Annotated in this window: 24 protein-coding genes and 3 tRNA genes; 16 read left to right on the top strand and 11 right to left on the bottom strand. The window is 66.6% G+C overall.

The window, feature by feature from the left end; translation table 11 throughout:
* Positions 1-175: 175 nt before the first annotated feature.
* From rsmB to ACZ2IA_RS00275, 5 genes are all read left to right on the top strand, one after another.
* A complete protein-coding gene (gene rsmB / locus ACZ2IA_RS00295; RefSeq protein WP_470290553.1) occupies positions 176-1,426 on the top strand; it encodes a 16S rRNA (cytosine(967)-C(5))-methyltransferase RsmB in 1,251 nt (416 codons plus the stop codon).
* Entirely contained in the window at positions 1,389-2,006 is a 618-nt protein-coding gene (locus ACZ2IA_RS00290) for a DUF4390 domain-containing protein (protein WP_470290552.1), read from the top strand. Before rsmB ends, ACZ2IA_RS00290 begins: the two co-directional genes overlap by 38 nt.
* Positions 2,006-4,114: a sensor histidine kinase gene (locus tag ACZ2IA_RS00285; protein WP_470290551.1), complete on the top strand. Its 2,109-nt coding sequence runs from the start codon at positions 2,006-2,008 to the stop codon at positions 4,112-4,114. Before ACZ2IA_RS00290 ends, ACZ2IA_RS00285 begins: the two co-directional genes overlap by 1 nt.
* Positions 4,114-5,394 carry a sigma-54-dependent transcriptional regulator gene (locus tag ACZ2IA_RS00280; RefSeq protein WP_470290550.1) on the top strand — a complete coding sequence of 427 codons (1,281 nt, stop codon included), beginning with the start codon at positions 4,114-4,116 and terminating at the stop codon, positions 5,392-5,394. The genes ACZ2IA_RS00285 and ACZ2IA_RS00280 overlap by 1 nt, the downstream gene beginning before the upstream one ends.
* A gap of 160 nt (positions 5,395-5,554) precedes the next feature.
* Positions 5,555-6,316 carry a HesA/MoeB/ThiF family protein gene (locus ACZ2IA_RS00275; protein ID WP_470290549.1) on the top strand — a complete coding sequence of 254 codons (762 nt, stop codon included), beginning with the start codon at positions 5,555-5,557 and terminating at the stop codon, positions 6,314-6,316.
* A gap of 77 nt (positions 6,317-6,393) precedes the next feature.
* Here the strand turns inward: ACZ2IA_RS00275 and ACZ2IA_RS00270 are convergent, their stop codons facing one another.
* The 7 genes from ACZ2IA_RS00270 to ACZ2IA_RS00240 all read right to left on the bottom strand — a co-directional run bounded on the left by ACZ2IA_RS00270 (position 6,394) and on the right by ACZ2IA_RS00240 (position 10,218).
* The gene (locus ACZ2IA_RS00270; protein ID WP_470290548.1) at positions 6,394-6,885 is read right to left on the bottom strand and encodes a TlpA family protein disulfide reductase; all 492 of its coding nucleotides are present in this window, start codon (positions 6,883-6,885) and stop codon (positions 6,394-6,396) included.
* 26 nt (positions 6,886-6,911) lie between these two features.
* Positions 6,912-7,319 (bottom strand): acyl-CoA thioesterase, encoded by a 408-nt coding sequence (locus ACZ2IA_RS00265; RefSeq protein ID WP_470290547.1) that lies wholly within the window; start codon positions 7,317-7,319, stop codon positions 6,912-6,914.
* A gap of 117 nt (positions 7,320-7,436) precedes the next feature.
* A complete protein-coding gene (locus tag ACZ2IA_RS00260; RefSeq protein WP_470290546.1) occupies positions 7,437-7,826 on the bottom strand; it encodes a VOC family protein in 390 nt (129 codons plus the stop codon).
* A 14-nt stretch (positions 7,827-7,840) separates the two neighbouring features.
* A complete protein-coding gene (locus tag ACZ2IA_RS00255) occupies positions 7,841-8,212 on the bottom strand; it encodes a VacJ (RefSeq protein ID WP_470290545.1) in 372 nt (123 codons plus the stop codon).
* A gap of 29 nt (positions 8,213-8,241) precedes the next feature.
* Positions 8,242-9,114 carry a TonB family protein gene (locus ACZ2IA_RS00250; protein WP_470290544.1) on the bottom strand — a complete coding sequence of 291 codons (873 nt, stop codon included), beginning with the start codon at positions 9,112-9,114 and terminating at the stop codon, positions 8,242-8,244.
* A gap of 90 nt (positions 9,115-9,204) precedes the next feature.
* A complete protein-coding gene (locus ACZ2IA_RS00245; protein WP_470290543.1) occupies positions 9,205-9,669 on the bottom strand; it encodes a Dps family protein in 465 nt (154 codons plus the stop codon).
* A gap of 108 nt (positions 9,670-9,777) precedes the next feature.
* Positions 9,778-10,218 carry an FxsA family protein gene (locus ACZ2IA_RS00240; protein ID WP_470290542.1) on the bottom strand — a complete coding sequence of 147 codons (441 nt, stop codon included), beginning with the start codon at positions 10,216-10,218 and terminating at the stop codon, positions 9,778-9,780.
* Between the two features lie 15 nt (positions 10,219-10,233).
* On the opposite strand from ACZ2IA_RS00240, the gene cutA reads away from it, so the two are divergent.
* The 5 genes from cutA to ACZ2IA_RS00215 all read left to right on the top strand — a co-directional run bounded on the left by cutA (position 10,234) and on the right by ACZ2IA_RS00215 (position 11,420).
* Positions 10,234-10,557, top strand: coding sequence for a divalent-cation tolerance protein CutA (gene cutA, locus ACZ2IA_RS00235; RefSeq protein ID WP_470290541.1), 324 nt, complete (start codon positions 10,234-10,236; stop codon positions 10,555-10,557).
* A 132-nt stretch (positions 10,558-10,689) separates the two neighbouring features.
* Positions 10,690-10,765, top strand: a tRNA-Lys gene (locus tag ACZ2IA_RS00230).
* Positions 10,766-10,787: 22 nt separating this feature from the next.
* Positions 10,788-10,863: transfer RNA gene (locus tag ACZ2IA_RS00225), tRNA-Lys, on the top strand.
* A gap of 18 nt (positions 10,864-10,881) precedes the next feature.
* Positions 10,882-10,957, top strand: a tRNA-Lys gene (locus tag ACZ2IA_RS00220).
* Between the two features lie 127 nt (positions 10,958-11,084).
* Complete coding sequence (locus ACZ2IA_RS00215) at positions 11,085-11,420, top strand: hypothetical protein (RefSeq protein WP_470290540.1); 336 nt, start codon at positions 11,085-11,087, stop codon at positions 11,418-11,420.
* A 56-nt stretch (positions 11,421-11,476) separates the two neighbouring features.
* Here ACZ2IA_RS00215 and pyrE read toward each other — a convergent pair whose 3' ends face one another.
* Positions 11,477-12,118: an orotate phosphoribosyltransferase gene (gene pyrE, locus ACZ2IA_RS00210; protein WP_470290539.1), complete on the bottom strand. Its 642-nt coding sequence runs from the start codon at positions 12,116-12,118 to the stop codon at positions 11,477-11,479.
* A gap of 74 nt (positions 12,119-12,192) precedes the next feature.
* Here pyrE and ACZ2IA_RS00205 point away from each other — a divergent pair, with 74 nt between their 5' ends.
* Positions 12,193-12,966: an exodeoxyribonuclease III gene (locus tag ACZ2IA_RS00205; protein ID WP_470290538.1), complete on the top strand. Its 774-nt coding sequence runs from the start codon at positions 12,193-12,195 to the stop codon at positions 12,964-12,966.
* Between the two features lies 1 nt (position 12,967).
* Positions 12,968-13,561: an alpha/beta hydrolase gene (locus ACZ2IA_RS00200; protein WP_470290537.1), complete on the top strand. Its 594-nt coding sequence runs from the start codon at positions 12,968-12,970 to the stop codon at positions 13,559-13,561.
* A gap of 43 nt (positions 13,562-13,604) precedes the next feature.
* Here ACZ2IA_RS00200 and ACZ2IA_RS00195 read toward each other — a convergent pair whose 3' ends face one another.
* Positions 13,605-14,450 carry a sulfurtransferase gene (locus ACZ2IA_RS00195; RefSeq protein ID WP_470290536.1) on the bottom strand — a complete coding sequence of 282 codons (846 nt, stop codon included), beginning with the start codon at positions 14,448-14,450 and terminating at the stop codon, positions 13,605-13,607.
* Positions 14,451-14,654: 204 nt separating this feature from the next.
* Positions 14,655-15,059, bottom strand: coding sequence for an HIT family protein (locus ACZ2IA_RS00190; RefSeq protein WP_470290535.1), 405 nt, complete (start codon positions 15,057-15,059; stop codon positions 14,655-14,657).
* Between the two features lie 158 nt (positions 15,060-15,217).
* Between ACZ2IA_RS00190 and paeA the strand changes: the two genes are divergently transcribed.
* The 4 genes from paeA (at position 15,218) to ACZ2IA_RS00170 (ending at position 18,621) form a co-directional block, all read left to right on the top strand.
* Positions 15,218-16,531 (top strand): polyamine export protein PaeA, encoded by a 1,314-nt coding sequence (gene paeA / locus ACZ2IA_RS00185; RefSeq protein ID WP_470290534.1) that lies wholly within the window; start codon positions 15,218-15,220, stop codon positions 16,529-16,531.
* A 105-nt stretch (positions 16,532-16,636) separates the two neighbouring features.
* Positions 16,637-17,503 (top strand): DMT family transporter, encoded by an 867-nt coding sequence (locus ACZ2IA_RS00180; protein ID WP_470290533.1) that lies wholly within the window; start codon positions 16,637-16,639, stop codon positions 17,501-17,503.
* A complete protein-coding gene (locus ACZ2IA_RS00175; protein WP_470290532.1) occupies positions 17,493-17,963 on the top strand; it encodes a hypothetical protein in 471 nt (156 codons plus the stop codon). Before ACZ2IA_RS00180 ends, ACZ2IA_RS00175 begins: the two co-directional genes overlap by 11 nt.
* 205 nt (positions 17,964-18,168) lie before the next feature.
* Positions 18,169-18,621, top strand: coding sequence for a hypothetical protein (locus ACZ2IA_RS00170; RefSeq protein ID WP_470290531.1), 453 nt, complete (start codon positions 18,169-18,171; stop codon positions 18,619-18,621).
* 158 nt (positions 18,622-18,779) lie between these two features.
* Here the strand turns inward: ACZ2IA_RS00170 and ACZ2IA_RS00165 are convergent, their stop codons facing one another.
* Positions 18,780-22,628, bottom strand: coding sequence for a DUF3683 domain-containing protein (locus ACZ2IA_RS00165; RefSeq protein ID WP_470290835.1), 3,849 nt, complete (start codon positions 22,626-22,628; stop codon positions 18,780-18,782).
* Positions 22,629-22,797: the final 169 nt, after the last annotated feature.

The raw sequence follows: 22,797 nt of genomic DNA, 5'->3' as shown, positions 1-22,797 counted from the left end.
TACGAGGAGCACGGCAAGGCGGCATAACACCGCCATGGGATTTTTTTAGCGGTGCTGTGCAGCTGTCTTTGTCAGGCGCCGGGTTCTAGCCTTATGATGCGGCCGATCCTTTTGAACCACCGGCCACAGTCGGCGCCATGCGGACTGTGGCCGGCGCATTTCTAGCGAGACCATCATGCCAAGCATTCAGTCGCTGGCCGCCGACATCCTCGGCCGCATCGACGAGGGACGCACCCTGACCGAGGCGCTCGACGCCGCCTTCCGCCGCGCCGGCGACTTGTCGCCGAGCAACCGCGGCGCGCTGCAGGACATCGCCTACGGCAGCGTGCGGCGTCTCGCCGAACTGAAGTTCTGGCTGCGCAAGCTGGTGCCGCGGCCCTTGCCCGAACCGGCGGTCGAACGGCTGCTGTTGGTCGCGCTCTACCAGCTGGCGCACACCCGCGCCGCCGCCTACGCGGTGGTCGACAACGCGGTGCGCGAGGCCGAAAAGCTCGCCAACGGCAAGTTCAAGGGTCTGGTCAACGGCGTGCTGCGCAATTTCCAGCGTCAGCAGGACGCATTGCTCGCCGAGTCGGAGCGCGACCAGGAGGCCAGCACCAATCATCCGCGCTGGTGGATCGAGCGCCTGAAGGCGGCGTACCCGGCCGACTGGTCGGGCATCGTCGCCGCCGACAATAACCACCCGCCGATGACGCTGCGCGTCAACCGCCGCCACGGCGACGCGGCGGCTTACGTCGCCCACCTGGCCGAACAAGGGGTGAGCGCCGAGGCGCTCGACGATACCGCGGTCCGGCTGGCCAAACCGTGCAATGTGCGCGAGCTGCCGGGCTTTGTGGAGGGCCGGGTGTCGGTGCAGGACTGGGGCGCGCAGCAGGCGGCGGCGCGGCTGGAACTCGCCGCCGGCCAGCGCGTGCTCGACGCCTGCGCCGCGCCGGGCGGCAAGACCGGTCACATCCTGGAGAGCGCCGACGTGAGCTTGACCGCGCTCGACGTCGACGCGGCGCGGCTCGAGCGGGTCGCGGACAACCTGTCCCGGCTGGGCCTGTCGGCCGACGTCCTCCAAGGCGATGCGGCGCAACCGAATCCTTGGTGGGACCGCGTGCCGTTCGACCGCATCCTCGCCGACGTGCCGTGTTCGGCCAGCGGCGTGGTGCGCCGTCACCCGGACATCAAGTGGCTGCGCCGCCCCGGCGACTTCGCCGAACTGGCGCGGCAGCAGGCGGCGATGCTCGACGCGCTGTGGCCCCTGCTCGCCTCGGGCGGCAAAATGCTTTACGCTACTTGCTCGATTTTCCCTGAAGAGAACCGTCAGCAGCTCGACGCCTTCCTCGCCCGTCATCCCGACGCGGCCTGCCCCGGCGACGAGCAGCTGCTGCCCTGCGAGCGTCATGACGGCTTTTACTACGCGCTGCTTGAAAAGCATTAACCTGCTCGTCCTCCTGGTCGGGCTGGCGTTGGTGCCGCTCATCAGCCGCGCCGAGTCGATCGAGGTACGCCGCGCCGAGGCCGAGCTGACCAGCGACGGCCAGCTGTCGCTGAGCACCCGCTTCGGCCTGCGCCTGCCGAGCACGCTGTCGCAGGCGCTGGCGCAGGGCGTGGCGTTGAACTTCCGGCTCGAGTTCGAGCTGACCCGGCCGCGCATCACCGCGTACCGCCTGAAGTTCGGCAACTGGTTCGACCCGACCGCCTCCATCGACTTCAAGCTCAGCTACCACAGCCTCACCAACCGCTATCGCGTCTCGATCGGCAGCCTGGCCAATCACTACGCCACGCTCAACGAGGCGCTCAACGCCACCGGGGCGATCACCGGCTGGCGGGTGCTCGACTCGGGCACGCTCGACGGCGTTAAGGCCGGCGACGTGGCCGGCCGGGTGCGGCTGGCGCTCGACTTCGGCGAGCTGCCAAAACCGTTCCAGTTCAATGCCTTGGGCTCGTCCGACTGGGCGCTGTCGTCCGGTTGGGCCGACCTGACCGTGGCGCCGCCGCGCCCGGCCGGAGCCAACTGATGCGCCAGGTCATCCTCGCCGTCGCCACGCTCGGCACCATCCTGCTGTACCTCTTGGCGCTGTCCACCGGCAACACTTCCAAGTTGGCCGAATACTATTGGTGGGTGTTCGGCCTGAACGCGCTGCTCTTGACCGGCCTGGTCGGCGTGATCGCCCGCCAGCTGTTGCGGCTGCGCCGCCGCCTGAAGCAGCGCGAGTTCGGTGCCAAGCTGACCCAGAAACTCACCGTGATGTTCGCGCTAGTGGCGCTGGTGCCCGGTGTGCTGGTGTTCACCATCTCCGCGCAGTTCCTGACCCGCAGCATCGAGAGCTGGTTCGACGTGCGGGTGGAGAGCGCGCTCGACCGCGGCCTCGATCTGGGTCGCAACGCGCTGGGGGCGATGCTCGACGACGTGTCGCGCAAGTCGCGGGTGATCCTCGACGACATCGCCGACAGCTCGGACGGGCTGCTGCCGTCGCGGCTGGAGCGGCTGCGCGAGCAGCTGGGTCTGTCCGAGGTGTCGGTGTTCAGCCGCGACGGCCAGCTGGTCGGCTTCGCCGCCGCGCAGGCGTCCGCGATCCCGGTGCCGCCGTCGCGCGAGGCGATCCGCCAGATCAAGACGCGCCGGCCGCTGGCAACGATCGAGAACGAGGGCGACCGCGGCCTGGTGCTGCGCGTGCTGGCGAGCTATCGCACGCTGGACGACCAGCAACGCATCCTGGCGGTGCGCCAGAGCGCGCCGGACCGGATCGCCCGTGACGCCTCGCTGATCGAGAACGCCCGTTCCGAATACCGGCAGCTGCTGATCTCGCGCGACGGGCTGAAGACCTTCTACATGCTGACGCTGCTGCTGTCGTTCCTGCTGGCGCTGACCGCGGCGCTGGCGTTCGCGCTGTTCCTGTCCGAACGGCTGTCGGCGCCGCTGTCCGAACTGGCCGCCGGTACCCGCGCGGTGGCGCAGGGCGACTTCTCCAAGCGCCACCCGGTGTACCGGCGCGACGAGCTGGGGATGCTGACCACCTTGTTCAACCGGATGACCCAGCAGCTCGAGGAGGCGCGCCACAGCGCCGACGAGAACCGTCGCCAGGAAGAGGCGGCCAAGCTGTATCTGGAGAGCATCCTTGCCAACCTGACCGCCGGGGTGATGGCGTTCGACGCCAGCTGGCATCTGCGCGCCGCCAATACCAGCGCGGCGCACATCCTCGGCGTCGACTTCTCCGAACTGGTCGGCGAGCCGTTCACCGCCTGGGCGACGCTGAAGCCGGCGATGTCGCCGTTGATCGACATCGTGCTCGAGCGGGCTGCTACCGCCAAGAAGGGCGAGTGGCAGCAGCAACTCGACTATGTCACGCCGAGTGCCTCGTTGATCCTGTTGGCGCGCGGCACGCCGCTGCCGGAGCGCTCGGGCAGCGGCTACGTGGTGGTGTTCGACGACATCACCGAACTACTGCGCGCGCAGCGCGACGCCGCCTGGGGTGAGGTCGCCAAGCGGCTGGCGCACGAGATCCGCAACCCGCTGACGCCGATCCAGCTGGCCGCCGAGCGGCTGGCGATGAAGCTTGCCGACAAGCTCGCCGGCAACGATGCCGATATGCTGCGCCGCTCGACCGACACCATCGTCAAGCAGGTCGGCGCCTTGAAGGGCATGGTCGACGCGTTCCGCGATTACGCCCGCGCGCCGCGCACCCAGCTGTCGCCGCTCGACCTGAATGGGGTGATCCGCGAGGTGCTGACGCTCTATGAGGCGAACCCGGCGCTGAACACGGCCATTGCCGACGGACCGCTGCGGATCATGGGCGATGCGGCACTGTTGCGCCAAGTGCTGCATAATCTGCTGCAAAACGCACAGGATGCGGTTCTTGACGTTGACATCCCGATGATTCACATTAGCAGCCGTCTGGTTGGCCACGAGGTGCAGCTGAGTGTCGAAGACAGTGGGGCGGGCTTCAGCCCGGACATTCTGCCGCGTGCTTTCGAGCCCTACGTGACCAACAAGCCAAAGGGGACCGGTCTCGGTTTGGCAGTGGTGAAAAAAATAATAGAGGAACATCACGGTGCGATCACGCTTAGCAACGCCGAACCACATGGCGCGCGCATTCTTATCACCTTGCCGTTGCTGGAGGCTTAATGCGTAGCAGCGATATCTTGATTGTCGACGACGAAATCGGCATTCGCGAGCTTCTGTCCGAGATCCTGCAGGACGAGGGGTACTCGGTGGCCTTGGCCGAAAACGCCGAAGTGGCCCGGCAATTGCGTAACCAGATCCGCCCGGCGCTGGTGCTGTTGGATATCTGGATGCCGGACTGCGACGGGGTGACTCTGCTCAAGGAGTGGGCCAAGTCCGGCCAACTGAACATGCCGGTGGTGATGATGTCCGGTCACGCCAGCATCGACACCGCGGTCGAGGCGACCCGGATCGGCGCCTTCGACTTCCTGGAGAAGCCGATCGCGCTGCAGAAGCTGCTGGCGACGGTACAGCGCGGCCTGAAATACGGGGACATGCAGGCCAATACTTCGCTGTCGCTCGACAAGCTGGGGCGCAGCGAGCCGATCCAGGAACTGAAGCGCCAGCTCGAGCGGGTGTCCAAGGTCAAGTCGCCGGTGCTGTTGACCGGCGAGCCGGGTTCCGGCTTCGAACTGGTCGCGCGCTTCTTCCACCAGGGCAATACGCCGTGGGTGACGCCGGCCAAACTCGAACAACTCGCCGACGCGCCGCTGGAATTGCTGCAGAAGGCCAATAACGGTGTGCTTTACCTGCCGGAGATCGGCCAGTACCCGCGCCGCATCCAGCAGGGCCTGCTGTTCCTGCTGTCCAAGCTCGACCGCTTCAACGTGCGGCTGGTGTGCTCGTGCAGCCGCCCGCTGCAGGAGCTGCTGGTCGACCCGGAGTGCGACAACCGGCTGCTGACCGCGCTGTCGAGCGTGATCGTGCCGATCCCGCCGCTGCGCGAGCACGCCGAGGACATCATCCATCTGGCCGAGCAATTGCTCAGTGAGCTGGTCGAATCGAAGCAGGTGCCGCCGCGCAAGCTGACCACCGCGGCGCTGAACGCGCTGCGCCAGTACGACTGGCCGGGCAACCTCGAGCAGTTGCGCAGCATCTTGAAGAGCATCGCGCTGACCGCCGAAGCCGACGCGATCGACGCACCCGAGGTCAACAAGGTGCTGGCGCAGTTCAAGCACGAGAAACCGGTGGAAGAGACTGGCTTCGACTTCAACCTGCCGCTGCGCGAACTGCGCGAGCAGCTGGAACGGCGCTACTTCGAGTATCACATCACGCTGGAAAACGGCAATATGAGCCGGGTGGCGCTGAAGGTGGGGCTGGAACGCACCCACCTGTACCGCAAGCTCAAACAGCTCGGTATCAAGTTCTCGCGCCGTACCGCCGAAGAGCCGTCTTCTTCCTGAGCCGGCGGGACTGCCCTTCCTGAGATCGCCCGGTCGGCCACGCCCTACAGCGCGGCCGACCGGGCGATCTTGCGTACACCGGCGCGTTCGCTTCGGCTAGAATCGTCCCATCGCCAGGGCGCCCGTTTGGCGCCAGGCCCCTTATTTCATCCGACCTGCCATGACCGAACTGAACGACCAGGCGCTGCTGCGTTACAGCCGCCACATCCTGCTGCCGGAAATCGACATCGAGGGCCAGCAGCGCCTCGTCGGCGCGCGCGCGCTGGTGGTCGGCGCCGGCGGGCTCGGTTCGCCGGTGGCGCTGTACCTGGCCAGCGCCGGGGTCGGCACGATCACCTTGGCCGACGACGACGTGGTCGAGCTGACCAATCTGCAGCGCCAGATCGCGCACGACATGGACAGCCTCGGCGCCAACAAGGCCGAGTCGGCGGCGCGGCGGATGCACGCGTTGAACCCGGACATCCGGGTGATTCCGCTCGCCGCGCGGCTCGATGCCGCCAGCCTGGCCGAACGGGTGGCCGAGCACGACGTGGTGCTCGACTGCTGCGACAACTTCGCCACCCGCCACGCGGTGAACGTCGCCTGTGTCGCCGCCGGCGTGCCGCTGGTGTCGGGCGCGGCGGTACGCTTTTCCGGCCAGCTGGCGGTGTTCGACACCCGTGATGCGGCGTCGCCGTGCTACCACTGCCTGTTCCCGGACGAGGGCGAGGCGAGCGACGGGCCGTGCGCGACCTTCGGCGTGCTCGCGCCTCTGGTCGGCGTGATCGGCAGCCTGCAGGCGGTCGAGGCGATCAAGCTGTTGGCCGGGATTCGGCCAAGCTTGGGGCGGCTGACGCTGTACGACGCCTTGTCCGGCGAGTTCCGCGCGATGAAGGTCCCGCGCGACCCGGCCTGCCCGGTGTGTGCGAGCCGGCCGGTCTGAGCCCGGCAGTTGGCCGAACAGCCTGTGCCATGAAAAAAATGCCCCGCGATGCGGGGCTTTTTGCTTGCCGGAACGACCTACGCTTTCAGCGCCTGTTCGATCAGGCCGCGCAGCTCGGCGAAGTTCGGTTCGCCGACGTAACGCTTGATCACCTTGCCGTGCTTGTCGATCAGGAAGGTGGTCGGCGCGAGCTGGATGTCGCCGAACGCCTTGGCGATGCTGCCCGAAGTGTCGAGCGTGACGAAGAACGGCAGCCGGTTGTCGGTGACGAACGCCTTCACGTAGTTGGGCGGGTCGTAGCTCATCGCCACCGCCACCGTCTCATAGCCCTGCGGCGCGTAGCGCTCGTGGGTCGCCTTGAGCTTGGCCATCTCGGCGACGCAGCCGGTGCAGCTGGTCGCCCAGAAGTTGACCAGCACCACCTTGCCCTTCAGCGAGCCGGTGCTGGCGGTCTGGCCGGTCAGCGAGGTGTAGTTGACCTCGGGGGCCGACTCCTTGTCGAAAAATACGGTGTACGCGACCAGTGCGGCAATCGCCACACCGACCAGGGCAAACAGGGCCTTCTTCATCGCAATCGTTCAAACATGTGGGTGGGTCATTCGCCCTGCATCGCTTCGAGAAGTTCCTTCAGCGTCCCCTCGAGCGGCACGGCTTTCTGCTGGGCGCCATCGTACACGACAAAGGTCACGTCCGCCTCGGCGACCACGGTGTCCGTGCCGTCGAGGCGCACCGTCTGGTGCATCACCGCGCTGCGGCGGCCGACGTTCTTCACCGCGGTGTCGATCGCCAGCAGGTCGTTCATCGTCGCGGCGCGGCGGTAATCGATGTTGATGTTGACCACCACCAGCGCCAGCCCCGACTGCAGGAACCACGGCAGGTCGCCGCGCTCCTCGAAGAAGCTCCAGCGCGCCTCCTCGAGGAATTCTAGGTAGCGGGCGTTGTTGACGTGGCTGTACAGGTCGAGGTGATAGCCGCGCACCTTGATCAGTGTGCTGTGAGTCATGTGTTTCCCTTGCGTTCTCGTGGTGGGCCGGCGGGCGTGTGGACAGCCCGGCCGGTGGATTGCGGCGCCTTCGGCCAACCTTACGGAGACCGGGCATCGCGTTGTTTGTAATGGTGCTTAGGTGTTGTCGCCGGAAAAGTTCAGTTCCACGCCGTTGCCGGCCGGGTCGTGGAAGAACAACTGGCGCGACCCGGTTTGCGGCACTTCGGCCCGCCGGTAGGCGATGCCGAGCGCGTCGAGCCGGGCCGCCATCGCCGCTGGGTCGGTGCAGCGAAACGCGACGTGGTCGAAGGTGCCGGCCGCGTGTGTCCCGCGGCGCTCGCCCGGGTCGGCCTCGGTCAGATGCAGTACCGGCTCGTCGCCGGCGTACAGCCAGTAGCCGAAGCGCTGGAACGGCGGGCGCGGGCCCTCGGTAAGTCCGACCGCGGCGACGTAGAACGTTTTCAGCTCGTCGAGCAGCGGGCGCGGCGCGCGTAGATTGTAGTGGCTGAGTCCGATGGCCGGCATGGCGGTGCTCCGGTTCAGGCGTCCGGCAACTCGAACGGCACGAACGCTTCGCGCTCGAGCGGCACGTCGACCAGGTCGGTCAGCACCGGGTGAATCTCGATGTCGAACCAGTCGGCAAACAGCGCAGGCGTCAGCGGCGTAGGCCACAGCGCCTCGTCCTCGCACCAGTCGGCCAGCTCGGCGGCGAACAGCGTGGCGTACTGCTCGAGCACGAAGGCGTGCGCCTCGTCGGCGTCGTCGGCCGGCGGCACCAAGAGCGCGTTGCAGCCCTGCTGCAGCGCGGCCAGCGTCAGGCCGGCGGTATTGTTGCCGGGCAAGCCCTGCAGCCAGGCGAGGAACGGGGCCTTGGGCTTGATCAGCGCGAGGCTGCGGTTGACTTCGTACATGGACGGATCCTGCGAAAGAAACGCTTAGCTTAGCGGCCGGCGAAGCGGTTGTCGCGGGTGAAGCTCCAGGGCCGGACGATTTCCAGCGCGCTGGCGCGCGCCGCCAGCTGCGCCGGGAACGGCGCGAACGGCGCGGCCATCCGCACCAGGTCCATCGCCGCCTGATCGATCGCCGGCTGGCCGGAGCCGCGGCGCAGTTTCACCGAGCGCAGCGCACCGCTGCTGTCGATCACCACCGCCAGCTCCAGCGACACCTGCTGGTCGCGTGCGACTTCCGGGTAGTTGAGCGTGCCGAGCCGTTCCATCTTCTGCCGCCAGCCCTCCACATAGCTGTTCCATTCGGTGCCGCTGGCGCTGCGGCCGTAGACCAGCAGCCGGCGTGCGCTGGCACTGCCAGTGTCGCTGTCCGCCGCATCGTCGGCGCCGTCGAGCGCGCGGGCGGCGTTGCGGCCCTGCGCGAGCAGGCTCTGTGCGCTGAAACGGCCGGTGGATGGCAGAGGGGTGTCGGGCTCGGTCGGGGCGGCGTGTGCGGGCTTGGCCGGCCGGGCGATGGCCGGCGTGGCGCTGTCGCGGCTCAGTACCGGCCTGGGCGCCGGCGTATGGTGCGGGGCCGACTTATGCGGCGGTTTGGTCGGGATGCGATGGCTGGGCGCGGGCGGTGCCACGGTCGGCGTTGCCGGGGGCACGGCCAGTTCGGCCATCGGCGCGGCGAGTGGCTTGGGTACCGGTGGCGGCGCCAGCGTCACGACAAGCGGCACCGGCTTGGGCGGCGGCGCGCTTGGCAGCCAGCCGAACGGGCGCACGACCAGCAACGCCAGGTGCACGGCGAGCGAGACCAGCAGCATCACCATCAGGGGAAGCCGCGGGGAGGGGGAGTAGGCGCTAAATGCTTGGCTGGACATGAGAAAACCCGGTCATCGTCGCTAGTCTAGCATGACGCGGGCGGCGGCCAAGGCCGTGCCAGCCGGGCGGCGGGCACGGCGCCGGTGGGCTTATTTTTCCAGCAGGCTGCGCAGCATCCACGCGGTCTTCTCATGGATCTGCAGACGCTGGGTCAACAGGTCGGCGCTCGGCTCGTCGGAAGCCTTGTCGATCACCGGGAACACGCCGCGGGCGGTGCGGCAGACCGCTTCATGACCGTCGACCAGCAGCTTGATCATGTCCTCGGCTCTCGGCACGCCGGTGGTTTCCGGGATGCTCGAGAGGCGGGCGAACTCGCTGTAGGTGGCCGGTGCCGGGAAGCCCAGCGCGCGGATCCGCTCGGCGATCGAGTCGACTGCCAGCGCCAGTTCGTTGTACTGCTCCTCGAACATCAGGTGCAGGGTGCGGAACATCGGGCCGGTGACGTTCCAGTGGAAATTGTGGGTCTTCAGGTAGAGCGTGTAGGTGTCGGCCAGGAGGCGAGACAGACCTTGGGCGATTTCTGCGCGATCTTGCTCGTTGATTCCGATATCCATGAAGCATCTCCTTGTGGCGGCAGGGGGCCCTGCCTGGCATTGCCCGGCCCCGCGATGGGGCCAAAAAGCCCGGCCGGCGGGATGGTGCGCGGCCGGAGGCGAAAGGAATTAGGGTAGGTGGCGGTCGCGTTCGACCGTTTCATCCACCTGGGTGTATTCGCCTTCGATGATATCGGTGCCGGTGCCGTTTGGGCTTGATCCAGGTCCTGTGCCGGTGCGCATCGTGATCGACGGGCCCTTCAGCGGCAGCAGGAGCAGCACCGCCAGCACGTCGGAGATCAGCCCCGGGATCAGGAAGAACACTCCGGCCAGCAGGTAGCGTAGCGGCCAGAGCAGGCTGTACAGCGACACCTGTTCGCCCTGGCGGAACACCGCGCCGAGCGTCAGTAGCGCGCCGACCTTCTGGTTGCGCAGCATCGTCAGGCCCAACAGCGCCGAGGCGACCACGAACAGCAGCGTCCAGCCGGCGCCGATGTTGTCGGCCAGCATTACCAGCGTGGCGATCTCGGCAAACGGGTACAACAGGAGTAAAAGCAATAATCCACGCATGGAAACGGAGCCACTATGAAAAATCTGGTTGTGTTGTGCACGGCACCCGACTCGGTGACCGCCGAGCGGCTGGCCCGCGCGCTGGTCGAGGAGCGGCTGGCCGCCTGCGTCAATCTGCTGGCGCCGTGCCAGTCGGTGTATCGCTGGCAGGGCCAGCTGGAGTGCGCGAGCGAGGTGCCGCTGATCATCAAGACGACCGCTGCGGCGTATCCGCGGCTCGAAGCCAGGTTGGCCGAACTGCATCCGTACGAGGTGCCGGAAATCCTGGCGCTGCCGGTCGAAGCCGGCTTGCCGTCCTACTTAACATGGGTAGCCGAACAAGCCAATTCAAGAGGATAGCCGATTTTTTGCCGGGCGGGCAGCGCGGTGCGGCTCGTCTTTGGCCCGACTTGCCGATGGGATATTTGTGCCAGGCAACAAAAAAGCGCTTGACCCGGAAAGCCGCCCCTCTGTATATTTGCGGCCTCTCGAGGGTCGTTAGCTCAGCTGGTAGAGCAGCGGACTTTTAATCCGTTGGTCGCAGGTTCGAATCCCGCACGACCCACCACGAGAACCCAGGCTTTTTTTGGGGGTCGTTAGCTCAGCTGGTAGAGCAGCGGACTTTTAATCCGTTGGTCGCAGGTTCGAATCCCGCACGACCCACCATAAAATAGAGCCCAGGTCGGGTCGTTAGCTCAGCTGGTAGAGCAGCGGACTTTTAATCCGTTGGTCGCAGGTTCGAATCCCGCACGACCCACCAGCATGAATTTTGAAAAACCCCTGCCAAACGGCAGGGGTTTTTTGTTTTGGCCGACATTGGATCAAACAGCCCGCACTCGGCATAATGCCGGCTCGATGCTGTTTTCGGCCAACTTCAAGGAATGAGCATGATCGGATATGCACCCCGTGCCGGCTTCGCGCTGATCGCCAGCCTGTGGCTGGGCAGCGCGCTGGCGCAGAACACCGACGAACAGCTGCTGGCAGCGCAGATGGCGTTCCAGGACGCCCGCCAGCAGGCCGATGCCAGCCGTGCGGCGCAGCAGCGCGCCGAAACCGCCAAGCAGCAGGCCGACGCCCGGCTGGCCGATGCGCAGGCGGCGGTGCAGAAGGCTGACGCCGAGCTGGCGACCGCGAAGAGCGCCAAGAGCGCGGCCGATGGCGCGCTGCAGCAGGCCACCCAGGCGCTGAACAAGGCCTGGCAGCGCAAGGAAAGCGGCGGTTGATGGAAAAACGGCCCGCTCGGCAGCATGCCGGCGGGCCGTTGTTACGTGAGGCGGATTCAGTCCACGCCGTATTCGGCGCGGTAGGCCTGTACCGCGGCCAGGTTGGCCGCCAGCTCCGGGCTGTTGCCGAGGAAGCCGAGCACGTCGTCGAGGGTGGCGATCGCCACTACCGGCAGGCCGTACTGCTGTTCGACTTCCTGCACCGCCGACAGCGCGCCGGTGCCGCGCTCCATCCGGTCGAGCGCGATCGCCACGCCGGCAGGTGTAGCCCCGGCGTCGCGGATCAGCTGTAGCGATTCGCGCACCGCGGTGCCGGCGGTCATTACGTCGTCGACGATCAGTACCCGGCCCTTGAGCGGCGCGCCGACCAGGGTGCCGCCCTCGCCGTGGGCCTTGGCTTCCTTGCGATTGTAGGCGAACGGCAGGTTGCGGCCACCTTCGGCCAGCGCCATGCCAGCGGCGGCGGCGAGGATGATGCCCTTGTAGGCCGGGCCGAACAGCATGTCGAACTCGAGGCCGCTGGCGTTGATCGCCTGCGCGTAGAAACGCGACAGCTTCAGCACGCTCTCGCCGTCGTTGAACAGGCCGGCGTTGAAGAAGTAGGGCGACTTGCGGCCGGACTTGACGATGAACTCACCGAACTTGAGCACCTGCTTCTCGAGCGCAAAACGAATAAAATCCTGACGAAAATCGCTCATCGCATTCCTCTGTCTATTACAAGCATCTGATTGGTCGGCAAAAAATCGCCGGCAAGGATACCACGGGAGAACCCATGCTTCGAATCGTTTCGGCCAACCTCAACGGCATCCGCTCGGCGGATCGCAAGGGCTTCTTCGACTGGCTGGAGTCCAGCGGCGCCGACGTGGTCTGCGTGCAGGAATTGAAGGCGCAGGACGGCGACCTGTCCGAACGGATGCGCGCGCCGACCGGCTACCACGGCCTGTTTCACTACGCCGAGAAGAAGGGCTACAGCGGCGTCGGGCTGTACAGCAAACGGGTGCCGGACCGGGTCGAAGAGGGCCTGGGCATCCCCGAGTTCGACGCCGAGGGCCGTTACCTGCGCGCCGACTTCGGTACGCTGACGGTGATCTCGCTGTACCTGCCGTCCGGTTCGTCGAGCGACGAGCGCCAGGACGTCAAGTTCGCGTTCATGGAGGTGTTCCTGCCGCACCTCGAGGAGCTGTTCGAAGCGGGCCGCGACATCGTGATCTGCGGCGACTGGAACATCGCCCACCAGGAAATCGACCTGAAGAACTGGAAGGGCAATGTGAAGAACTCCGGCTTCCTGCCCGAGGAGCGCGCCTGGCTGACCGAGCTGTTCCACCGTGTCGGCTGGGTCGACGTGTGGCGCACGCTGTACCCGGAGGTGCCCGGTTATACCTGGTGGAGCAACCGCGGCCAGGCTTACGCCAAGGACGTCGGTTGGCGCATTGACTATCACATCACCACGCCGGGGGTCGCGGCGAAGGCCCGGGCGGCGAGCGTCTACAAGGAGGTGAAGTTCTCCGACCACGCGCCGCTGACCGTTGATTACGACTGGAGCTAACATGTTCGACGAGGATATCACGCTGGTGCTGGTGCCCGGCTGGGGCAACTCCGGGCCGCTGCACTGGCAGAGTAACTGGGAGAAGGGCTACCCGCTGGCGGCGTGGGTCGAACAGCGCGACTGGCTGTACCCGAGCCGGGACGCCTGGGTGGCGGCGCTGGCCGGCACGCTTGCCGATGTCGACGGCCGGGTGGTGATCGCCGCGCACAGCCTCGGCTGCCACACGGCGGTCGAGTGGCTGCTGTCGGCGTCGCTCGTCGAGCAGCGCCGGGTACAGGGGATGCTGCTGGTCGCGCCGCCGGCGCTGCCGATCCACGCCGAACTGGCGCGCGCCAGCGGGGAGCTGCCGCAGGACGCGCCGCTGCCCGATTTCGCCGGCTTCGAAGCGCCGCGCCTGCTGCGCCTGCCTGTGCCTACGCTGATGGTGGCGAGCCGGGACGACCCGTTCTGTGGCTTCGCCGAGGCCGAGCGGATGGCCGAGGGCTGGGGCATGCCGCTGATCGACGCCGGCCGGGCCGGCCATATGGGCAGCGACAGCGGGCTCGGCAGCTGGCCGGCCGGGCAACGCCTGCTGCAGCGGCTGATGCTCGGCTGAGGTTTGGGTAGGCGAGAAAAAAGCCGGCGTTTGCCGGCTTTTTTCATGGCTGGTCGGTTGCGATAGGCCGGGCCGGGTCGCTGCACCATTCGCTCCACGAGCCGGGGTAGAGCCGGCTGCCGGCGAGGCCGGCGTGCTCCATCGCCAGCAGGTTGACGCAGGCGGACACGCCGCTGCCGCACTGGTGCACCACTTCGGCCGGCTCGCGGCCACCGAGCAGCGTCTGCCATTCGGCGCGCAAGGCATCGACCGGCTTGAAGCGACCGTCGGCGCCGAGGTTGTGCTGGAAGAAGCGGTTGGCCGCACCCGGGATGTGACCGCCGACCGGGTCCATCGTCTCGCCCTCGCCGCGGTAGCGTTCCGGCGAACGGGCGTCGACCAGCAGGAAGTCGTCCTGGCCGATATTGGCGAGCACCGCGTCGACGTCGACGCTGCCGCTCAGCGCGCTGCGCGGCGCGAAACGGGTCGGGTGGCCGGCCGGGGCGTCGGCGGTCAGCGTGCCGCCGTCGGCCTGCCAGGCGGCCACGCCGCCGTCGAGCACCGCTACCGCGTTGTGGCCTAGCCACTTCAACAGCCACCAGGCGCGCGCGGCGTACAGCCCGCCGGCGTCGTCGTAGGTGACCACCTGGGTGGCCGGGGTGACGCCGAACGCGCCGAGCACCACCGCCAGCCGTTGGCCGTCCGGCAACGGATGGCGGCCGTTCTGGCCGGTCTTGGTGCCGGACAGGTGGTAGTCGAGATTCAGGTAGTGCGCGCCGGGCAGGTGGCCGGCGTCGTAGGCCTGTTGGCCCCAGCCGGGGTCGGTGAGCTTGAAGCGGCAGTCGAGGATCACGGTCTGCGCCGCGGGCAGGGCGGCGAGTTCGCGGGCGCTGATTAGGGTGGTGAACATGACGTCTCCGTCGGGACGGCGCGCCACGTTCGAGCGACGCGCGGGGCGCACCCTTTGAGCAGGGTGCCGGGGGAGCCGCTTGCGAGCCGGCCGTGCTGGCCGGCTTGGGAGCGGTTCCCATGCTGATGGATTAGCCTACAAGGCCGGCGGGCACGGGGCAAGTCCGACCGACGGTGCCGTCATGGCGTGGCGCTAGCAGGGGGGTCAGCTCTCCTGCAAGGCGGAGCGCAACCGTTCGGCCAAGGTGTCGGTGCGGTGCGCGACGCCGTCGCGCTGGCGCGGCGCCCAGATCGGCGCCGGGAAGTGCGCGTCGTCGGCGAAGCGCGGGATCACGTGCCAGTGCAGGTGCGGCACCACGTTGCCGAGCGTGGCGAGGTTGATCTTGTCCGGGTTGAGCACGCAGCGCAGCGCGGCCTCGGTACGGAACACCCAGTCCATCAGCCGCTGGCGTTCGTCGCTCGTCAGGTCGGTCATTTCCTTGACGTGGGCGTTCAGGATCACCCGGCAGAACGCCGGGTAGTCAGGCTCGTTGTCGACCAGCACTACGCGCAGGAAGTCGTCGCGGTAAAGCAGCTGGCCGGCGTCGCGGGTACACAGTTCGCAGGTCATCGCAGGCAATCCATCAGGGTGAAGCACGGAAAAGCGATGCTAGCACAGCCGGCCGCTGCCGCCGCGCGGCCCTCATGACGGGTCAATCAAGGTGGAGCGGGCCATATGCTAGACTGCGGTACGCTCGCGCCTATCGTCGATTTTCTACGCCACACACCATGAGTCTACTCAATCACCTCCTGATCATCGCCCTCTTGATCGCTACCAGTGCGTTCTTCTCGATCTCCGAGATTTCGCTGGCGGCGGCGCGCAAGCTGCGTCTGCAGCTGCTGGCCGACGAAGGCGACGCGCGTGCGACCAAGGTGCTGCACCTGCAGGCGCACCCGGGCAACTTCTTCACCGTGGTGCAGATCGGTCTGAACGCGGTGGCGATCCTCGGCGGTATCCTCGGCGAGGCGGCGTTCACCCCGTACTTCGCCGCCGCGCTGCAGCCGCTGCTGCACGACGCGGCGTTGGCCGAACGGGTCGGCTTCTTCTGCTCCTTCGTGCTGGTGACGTCCTTGTTCATCCTGATCGCCGACCTGATGCCGAAGCGGCTGGCGATGGTGTCGCCCGAGGCGCTGGCGGTGCGGGTGGTCGAGCCGGTGTTGTTCTGTATCCGGCTGTTTAGGCCGCTGGTGTGGCTGTTCAACGGCCTCGCCAACCTGATCTTCCGGCTGCTCAAGGTGTCGACCGCGCGCAGCGACGTGGTCACTTCGGCCGACATCCTGGCGATGATGGACGCCAGCGCCGAGGCCGGCATGTTGCAGCGGCAGGAACACCATCTGCTGGAAAACGTGTTCGAACTGGAGTCGCGCTCGGTGCCATCGGCGATGACGCAGCGCGAGAGCATCGTCTACTTCACGCTGCAGGAGAGCGAGGCGAGCATCAAGGAGAAGATCGCCGAGCACCCGCACTCCAAGTTCCTGGTCTGTGACGGCAGCATCGACGCGATGGTCGGCTACGTCGACTCGAAGGACATCCTGAAGCGGTTGTTGACCGGCCAGAGCATCTCGCTGTCCGACCGCAAGCTGGTGCACAACCTGTTGGTGGTGCCGGACACGCTGACCCAGTCGGAGATGCTCGAGCGCTTCAAGGGCAGCCGCGAGGACTTCGCGATCATCCTCAACGAATACGCGCTGGTGGTCGGCGTGATCACCATCAACGATGTGATGAGCACACTGATGGGCGACCTGGTCAACCCGTCCCCCGAGGATCAGATCGTCAAGCGCGACACCGACTCCTGGCTGATCGATGGGGTGACGCCGGTCGAGGACGTGCTGCGCGCGCTCGACATCGAGGGAATGCCGGACGACCAGAACTACGAGACCATCGCCGGCTTCATGATGTACATGCTGAAGAAGATCCCGAAGCGTACCGACTGCGTCGAGTTTGCCGGTTACAAGTTCGAGGTGGTCGACATCGACAATTACCGGATCGACCAGCTGCTGGTGACCCGGCTGAAGATCGAAGCGCCGCCGCCCCCGCCGTAATCACGGCGCCGGTCGTCCCCCGGGCGTAGGGGCGAGGACGGGCTTACGGTATGCTGCCAGCTTGGCCCTTCGGCCAAGCTTTTTCAGATCAAGGAATTCTCCCGCATGCGCTCCCACCCGATGCTGTTTGCCGCCGGCGCGATCCTGCTGTGGGCGTCGCTCGCCACGCTCGGCGCGCTGACCCGTTCGTTGCCGCCGTTCTTCGTGGTCGGCGTCGCGTTGGTCATCGGCAGCCTGCTGTCGGTCAACCGGCTGCGCGAGTGGAAGGTCCCCTTGCCGGTGTTCGGCGTCGGCCTGTACGGCCTGTTCGGCTACCATTTCCTGCTGTTCTTCGCGTTCCGCCACGCGCCGGCGCTGGAGGCGAACCTGCTCAACTACCTGTGGCCGTTGCTGATCGTGCTGCTGTCACCGCTGATCCTGCCCGGAACGGTGCTGACCGCGCGCCACATCGTCGGCGGCCTGCTCGGCTTCGTCGGCGCCGGGCTGATCGTCACCGGCGGTCCGCTGACCGTGTCCGGCGAGGCGCTGCCCGGTTACCTGCTGGCGATCGCGGCGGCGCTGGTCTGGTCGACCTACAGCCTGCTGACGCGGCGGCTGACCTTCCCGAACGGCGCGGTCGGCGGCTTCTGCCTGCTGTCCGGGCTGCTGGCGCTGCTCTGCCACGCACTGTTCGAACCGGCGGTCAGCCCGAGCACGGCGCAGTGGCTGTCGCTGTTCGGCCTGGGGTTGGGGCCGATGGGCGGCGCGTTCTTCCTGTGGGATCGCGCGCTGAAAACCGGCGACCCGCGCCAGATCGGCTCGCTGTCGTACACCACGCCGCTGTTGTCGACGCTGCTGCTGGTCGCCAGCGGTCAGGGTGAACTGAACGCGGTGGCCGGCTGGGCGATCCTGCTGATCCTCGGCGGCGCCATGCTCGGCACGCTCGGCCCCGGGATGTTCAGGCGCTGGCGTAGCGTCGGCAGTGCGGCCTGAAGTGCAGAGCGTCGACCTGAAGAAGCGCCTGGTGACGCTGACCGAAGCGGACGGCTCGACTCGCGTCGTGGCCGTGGGCAAGGCCGTCAAGAACCTCGACCGGGTGAAGCCGGGCGATAAGTTGGTGGTGAATGCCGTCGCCGCACTGGCCGTGGCGCTGGAGCGCGCCAAGGAGCAAAGCACGGCGATCGTCGAGAAGGAAACCACCGTCAAGGCCGTGAAGGGCGAGAAGCCGCTGGGCGCGGTGGTGCGCCAGGTGGCCACCTCGGTGAAAGTGCTCAACGTCGACCAACAGAAGAACCTGGTGACCGTTCAGGATGCGAAGCAGAATGTCGAAACCCTGAAGGTGCAGAACCCGGCACTGCAGGAGCGCCTGAAGTCGATCAAGGCCGGCGACTTCCTGAAGGTGAAGTTCACCCGTGCGGTCGCCGTGGACGTGAAACCGGCAGTGGCCAACTAAGGTCCCCCCTTCTTTCCCATCAGGCCGGCGTTAGCCGGCCTTTTTCGTGGTCGCCGCATGCTGTGCCGTGCGGTACAGGCGGTTACATCTGCTCACATTTGCCTTACATACCCTACCGGGGGGCCTACCTAGTATTGAGCACAAGGACGCACCGAACAGCGGTGTTCCGGAGATGCTCGATTCAATTCATAAGGAGTTGGCCGCCATGAAAAAGTTCGTACTGATCGCCCTGACCACCGTATTCGGCCTGGTATCGGCCGGCAGCTTCGCCGCCGATGCCCCGGCCACCCAGGCGCCGACTCCGAAGGTCGAAGCCAAGGCGCCGGCCAAGTCGTCGACCATCCACAAGACCCATCTGAAGAAAAAATCGGCCTCGAAGCCGGCCGAACAGAAGGCTGCCAGCAAGCCGGCCGCGCAGAAAGCCCAGGCTGCCAAGAAGGCACACTCTAAGCACAAGGCCAAGAAGCATCACAAGTCGGGCAAGAAACCGGCCGCCACGCAGAAGGCCCAGGCTGCCAAGAAGCATCATCACAAGACGCACCATAAGCATCACCATGCAGCCAAGAAAGCCGCGCCGCAGAAGGCCCAGTCGAGCAAGCACTACAAGACCAAGACGCACAAGAAGGGCCACAAGAAGTCTGGCAAACCGGCTAAGTAAGGGGGTAGGTGGTAGATCGGCGGGAGGCGCAAGCCTCCCTTTTTTTATTGTCGCGCATCAACCCGGCCGTCGTCGTCGGCCGCCGGGTTGAAGCGCGGCCCCGTTCGGCCAACAAAAAGCCCAGTCCGAAGACTGGGCTTTTCCACCTACGACAAGGGTCAGAGCAGAACCCGTTCGATCCCGCCGTTGCGCGCCTTCTCGACATACTCGGGCAGCCAGTTGGTGCCGAGCACATGCTTGGCCATCTCGACCACGATGTAGTCGGCCTCGGTGCCGGTGTCGTCGTCGTAGCGCGACAGGCCCTGCAGGCAGGACGGGCAGCTGGTGAGGATCTTCACCGGCTTTTCCTGCACAGCGCCGCCGGTCAGCTCCGCCACGCCCTTGGCGATCTCTTCCTGCTTGCGGAAGCGCACCTGGGTGGCGATGTCCGGGCGGGTGGCGGCGAAGGTGCCCGATTCGCCGCAGCAGCGGTCGGACAGCGGCACGCCGCCGCCCATCAGCTCGTTCACCACCTGGATAGGCTGGTAGGCCTTCATCGGCGTGTGGCACGGGTCGTGGTACATGTACTTCTGGCCGCTGACGCCGTCGAGCTTGATGCCCTTCTCCATCAGGAACTCGTGGATGTCGATGATGCGGCAGCCCGGGAAGATGTCCTCGAAGCGGTACTTGGCGAGCTGGTCGTAGCAGGTGCCGCAGCTGACCACCACGGTCTTGATGTCGAGGTAGTTGAGCGTGTTGGCGACGCGGTGGAACAGCACGCGGTTCTCGGTGGTGATCTGCTCGCCCTTGTCGGCGAAGCCGGCCGAGGTCTGCGGGTAGCCGCAGCACAGGTAGCCCGGCGGCAGCACCGTCTGCACGCCGGCGTGCCACAGCATCGCCTGGGTGGCGAGGCCGACCTGGCTGAACAGCCGCTCCGAGCCGCAGCCCGGGAAGTAGAACACCGCCTCGGCGTCGTCGGCGAGCTTCGGGTTGCGGATCACCGGCACGATGCTGGCGTCTTCGACGTCGAGCAGCGCGCGCGCAGTCTTCTTCGGCAGCCCGCCCGGCAGCGACTTGTTGACGAAGTGGATCACCTGTTGCTTGATCGGCGGCTTGCCGAGCGTGACCGGCGGTTGGCGGGTCTGACCGTTGATCAGGTGGAACTTCTTCGCCAGATTGTGGCCGGCGCGTTGCGCCTTGTAGCCCCACTCGATCATGCCCTTACGCAGCAACTTGACGGTGGCCGGGTCCTTGGCGTTGAGGAACGCCATGCCGAGCGCGGTGCCCGGGTTGAACTTCTTGTTGCCGGTCTTCCTGAGGAAGTTGCGCATCGCCACCGACACGTCGCCGAAGTCGATCTTCACCGGGCAGGGGTTCAGGCAGCGGTGGCAGACGGTACAGTGGTCGGCGACGTCGGACAGCTCGTCGAAGTGCTTCATGCTGACGCCGCGACGGGTCTGTTCCTCGTAAAGGAATGCTTCGGTCAACAGGCCGGTGCCGAGGATCTTGTTGCGCGGGCTGTACAGCAGGTTGGCGCGCGGCACGTGGGTCGAGCACACCGGTTTGCACTTGCCGCAGCGCAGGCAGTCCTTGACCATGTACGAGATCTGGCCGATGTCGGACTGCTCGAGGATCAGCGACTCGGCGCCCAACAGCTCGAACGACGGCGTGTAGGCACGCGACAGGTCGGCGCCGGCCAGCAGCTTGCCGCGGTTGAAGTGGCCGTTCGGGTCGACCTGCTGCTTGTATGCGGTGAACGGCGCCATTTCCTCGTCGGTGAGGAACTCGAGCTTGGTGATGCCGATGCCGTGCTCGCCGGAGATCACGCCGTTGAGCGCGCGCGCCAGCGCCATGATCCGGGCGACCGCGCGGTGCGCGGTCTGCAGCATCTCGTAGTCGTCCGAGTTGACCGGCAGGTTGGTGTGCACGTTGCCGTCGCCGGCGTGCATGTGCAGCGCCACGAACACCCGGCCGCGCAGCACCTTCTGGTGCAGCGCGTGCACCTGCTCGATCAGCGGCGCGTCGCTCTTGCCGGAGAACAGCGTTTCCAGTTCGGCCAGCAGTTCGCGCTTCCACGACATGCGCAAGTGGACGTCGCGCATCGCGATAAACAGCGAGTCGGCCGCATCGGCGGGGCCGTCTTCCAGCGGTGCGCCCGGGTAGCGGGCGGTGTACTCGCCGAACTGCGCATCGAGGTTGTCGAGCATCCACTGCCAGCGTTCGCGCACCGTCTCGATCAGCGTCAGCGCGTCGTCGCGGCGGTCGCCGATCAGCTCGTTCGACGACACGTCGGCGCCGAGCTTGTCGACCGGCAGCTTGCCCTGGAAGTAGTCGGCCAGCGCGTTGCATAGCGCCAGCTTGTTCTGGATCGACAACTCGATATTGATCCGCTCGATGCCGTCGGAGTAGTCGCCGAGGCGCGGCAGCGGGATCACCACGTCTTCGTTGATCTTGAACGCGTTGGTGTGCTTGGCGATCGCCGCGGTGCGCGAGCGGTCGAGCCAGAATTTCTTGCGCGCCTCCGGAGTGACGGCGATGAAGCCCTCGCCCGAGCGGGCGTTGGCGAGCCGTACCACGTGGCTGGACGCTTCGGCGACGGCGTTTTCGTCGTCCGACACGATGTCGGCGATCAGCACCATCTTCGGCCGACCCTTGGACTTGGCCTTGGTGGCGTAGCCGACCGCGCGCACGTAGCGCCAGTCGAGGTGCTCGAGGCCGGCCAGCTGCACGCCGGCGGCCAAGCCCGCGCCGCCCGGCTTGAAGTAGTCGGTGATCTCGACGATCGCCGGGGTGGCCTGCGCCACCGTGCCGAAGAACTCCAGGCAGACGGTGCGGGTGTGCTTGGGCATGCGGTGCAGCACGAAGCGCGCGCTGGTGATGATGCCGTCGCAGCCTTCCTTCTGGATGCCAGGCAGGCCGGCGAGGAACTTGTCGGTGACGTCCTTGCCCAGGCCGACCTTGCGGAAGGTGCTGCCGGGGATCGCCAGCTCGCGGGTGTCCAGCACGGTCTTGCCGTCTTCGGCCAACTTGGTGATGCGGAAGGTGGCCTTGTCGACATCGTGGATCTTGCTGAAGTTGTGCCCGATCCGTTCGATGAACAGCCAGTGGCCGTCCGGGTCGACCATCTTCCAGCTGGCCAGGTTGTCGAGCGCGGTGCCCCACAACAGCGCCTTCTTGCCGCCGGCGTTCATCGCGACGTTGCCGCCGATACAGGAGGCGTCGGCCGAGGTCGGGTCGACCGCGAACACCACGCCGGCCGCGTACGCCGCCTCTTCGACGCGGCGGGTTACCACGCCGGCGCCGCACTGGATGGTCGGGTACTTGCCGCCGAGGCCTGGCAGCTCGATGTACTCGACGCCGTTGTGGAGGTCGAGCTTTTCTGTGTTGATCACCGCGCTCATCCGATCGAGCGGCACCGCGCCGCCGGTGTAACCGGTGCCACCGCCACGCGGGATGATCGTCAGCCCGAGCTCGATACAGCCCTTCACCAGCGGCGCGATCTCGGCCTCGGTGTCCGGGCACAGCACCACGAACGGGTACTCGACGCGCCAGTCGGTGGCGTCGGTGACGTGCGAGACGCGCGCCAGCCCGTCGAACAGGATGTTGTCCTTGCGGGAGGTCTTGCCCAGGCGCTTGAGGATCTTGGTGCGCAGTTCGCGGGTCTCGACGAAGCTCTGCTCGAAGCGCTCGACCGCCAGTCGGGCCGCGCCGATCATGCCGCCGACCTTGTCGTTGCCCTCGCGGCGCTTTTCCACTTCGGTGAGGCGGTGGTGCATCGCGCCGACCAAGGCGCTCAGCCGCTTCGGGTTGTCGAGCAGGTCGTCGACCAGGTAGGGATTGCGTTCCACCACCCAGATGTCACCGAGCACCTCGAACAGCATACGGGCGGAACGGCCGGTGCGGCGCTCGCCGCGCAGCTCGTCGAGCACCGACCAGACCTCTTCGCCGAGCAGGCGGATGACGATCTCGCGGTCGGAAAACGAGGTGTAGTTGTAGGGGATTTCGCGTAGTCGGGGCTGGGTGGTCATCGTGCTCAAGCCGCAATCGGATGGGGGGATGCTTTAAAGTGTATCCGAAATGCTGCGCCGCGAAAAATGGCATTCCCGGCATGGTTTTTGTTCGACAGTTGGCATGAGGGGGATGTTGTCGCCCAGCCTGCCGTCTGGGGCGATTAATTGCCGAGCTTGGCGAGTTTGC

This window comes from Crenobacter sp. CS_VA4, assembly GCF_055597485.1.
The sequence above is the reverse complement of the archived record's forward strand: the minus strand, read 5'-3'. Positions and strand labels throughout refer to the sequence as shown.

Bases quoted from the DNA above. Each gene is read 5' to 3' on its own strand.
- ACZ2IA_RS00280 (WP_470290550.1), top strand. From the start codon at position 4,114: ATGCGTAGCAGCGATATCTTGATTGTCGACGACGAAATCGGCATTCGC.
- ACZ2IA_RS00290 (WP_470290552.1), top strand. From the start codon at position 1,389: ATGACGGCTTTTACTACGCGCTGCTTGAAAAGCATTAACCTGCTCGTC.
- ACZ2IA_RS00260 (WP_470290546.1), bottom strand. From the start codon at position 7,826: ATGCCGGCCATCGGACTCAGCCACTACAATCTACGCGCGCCGCGCCCG.
- ACZ2IA_RS00255 (WP_470290545.1), bottom strand. From the start codon at position 8,212: ATGTACGAAGTCAACCGCAGCCTCGCGCTGATCAAGCCCAAGGCCCCG.
- ACZ2IA_RS00200 (WP_470290537.1), top strand. From the start codon at position 12,968: ATGTTCGACGAGGATATCACGCTGGTGCTGGTGCCCGGCTGGGGCAAC.
- pyrE (WP_470290539.1), bottom strand. From the start codon at position 12,118: ATGAGCGATTTTCGTCAGGATTTTATTCGTTTTGCGCTCGAGAAGCAG.
- ACZ2IA_RS00205 (WP_470290538.1), top strand. From the start codon at position 12,193: ATGCTTCGAATCGTTTCGGCCAACCTCAACGGCATCCGCTCGGCGGAT.
- ACZ2IA_RS00215 (WP_470290540.1), top strand. From the start codon at position 11,085: ATGATCGGATATGCACCCCGTGCCGGCTTCGCGCTGATCGCCAGCCTG.
- ACZ2IA_RS00165 (WP_470290835.1), bottom strand. From the start codon at position 22,628: ATGACCACCCAGCCCCGACTACGCGAAATCCCCTACAACTACACCTCG.
- ACZ2IA_RS00275 (WP_470290549.1), top strand. From the start codon at position 5,555: ATGACCGAACTGAACGACCAGGCGCTGCTGCGTTACAGCCGCCACATC.
- ACZ2IA_RS00180 (WP_470290533.1), top strand. From the start codon at position 16,637: ATGCGCTCCCACCCGATGCTGTTTGCCGCCGGCGCGATCCTGCTGTGG.
- ACZ2IA_RS00265 (WP_470290547.1), bottom strand. From the start codon at position 7,319: ATGACTCACAGCACACTGATCAAGGTGCGCGGCTATCACCTCGACCTG.
- ACZ2IA_RS00190 (WP_470290535.1), bottom strand. From the start codon at position 15,059: ATGACCTGCGAACTGTGTACCCGCGACGCCGGCCAGCTGCTTTACCGC.
- ACZ2IA_RS00195 (WP_470290536.1), bottom strand. From the start codon at position 14,450: ATGTTCACCACCCTAATCAGCGCCCGCGAACTCGCCGCCCTGCCCGCG.
- ACZ2IA_RS00270 (WP_470290548.1), bottom strand. From the start codon at position 6,885: ATGAAGAAGGCCCTGTTTGCCCTGGTCGGTGTGGCGATTGCCGCACTG.
- ACZ2IA_RS00170 (WP_470290531.1), top strand. From the start codon at position 18,169: ATGAAAAAGTTCGTACTGATCGCCCTGACCACCGTATTCGGCCTGGTA.
- paeA (WP_470290534.1), top strand. From the start codon at position 15,218: ATGAGTCTACTCAATCACCTCCTGATCATCGCCCTCTTGATCGCTACC.
- ACZ2IA_RS00240 (WP_470290542.1), bottom strand. From the start codon at position 10,218: ATGCGTGGATTATTGCTTTTACTCCTGTTGTACCCGTTTGCCGAGATC.
- ACZ2IA_RS00285 (WP_470290551.1), top strand. From the start codon at position 2,006: ATGCGCCAGGTCATCCTCGCCGTCGCCACGCTCGGCACCATCCTGCTG.
- ACZ2IA_RS00245 (WP_470290543.1), bottom strand. From the start codon at position 9,669: ATGGATATCGGAATCAACGAGCAAGATCGCGCAGAAATCGCCCAAGGT.
- rsmB (WP_470290553.1), top strand. From the start codon at position 176: ATGCCAAGCATTCAGTCGCTGGCCGCCGACATCCTCGGCCGCATCGAC.
- ACZ2IA_RS00250 (WP_470290544.1), bottom strand. From the start codon at position 9,114: ATGTCCAGCCAAGCATTTAGCGCCTACTCCCCCTCCCCGCGGCTTCCC.
- cutA (WP_470290541.1), top strand. From the start codon at position 10,234: ATGAAAAATCTGGTTGTGTTGTGCACGGCACCCGACTCGGTGACCGCC.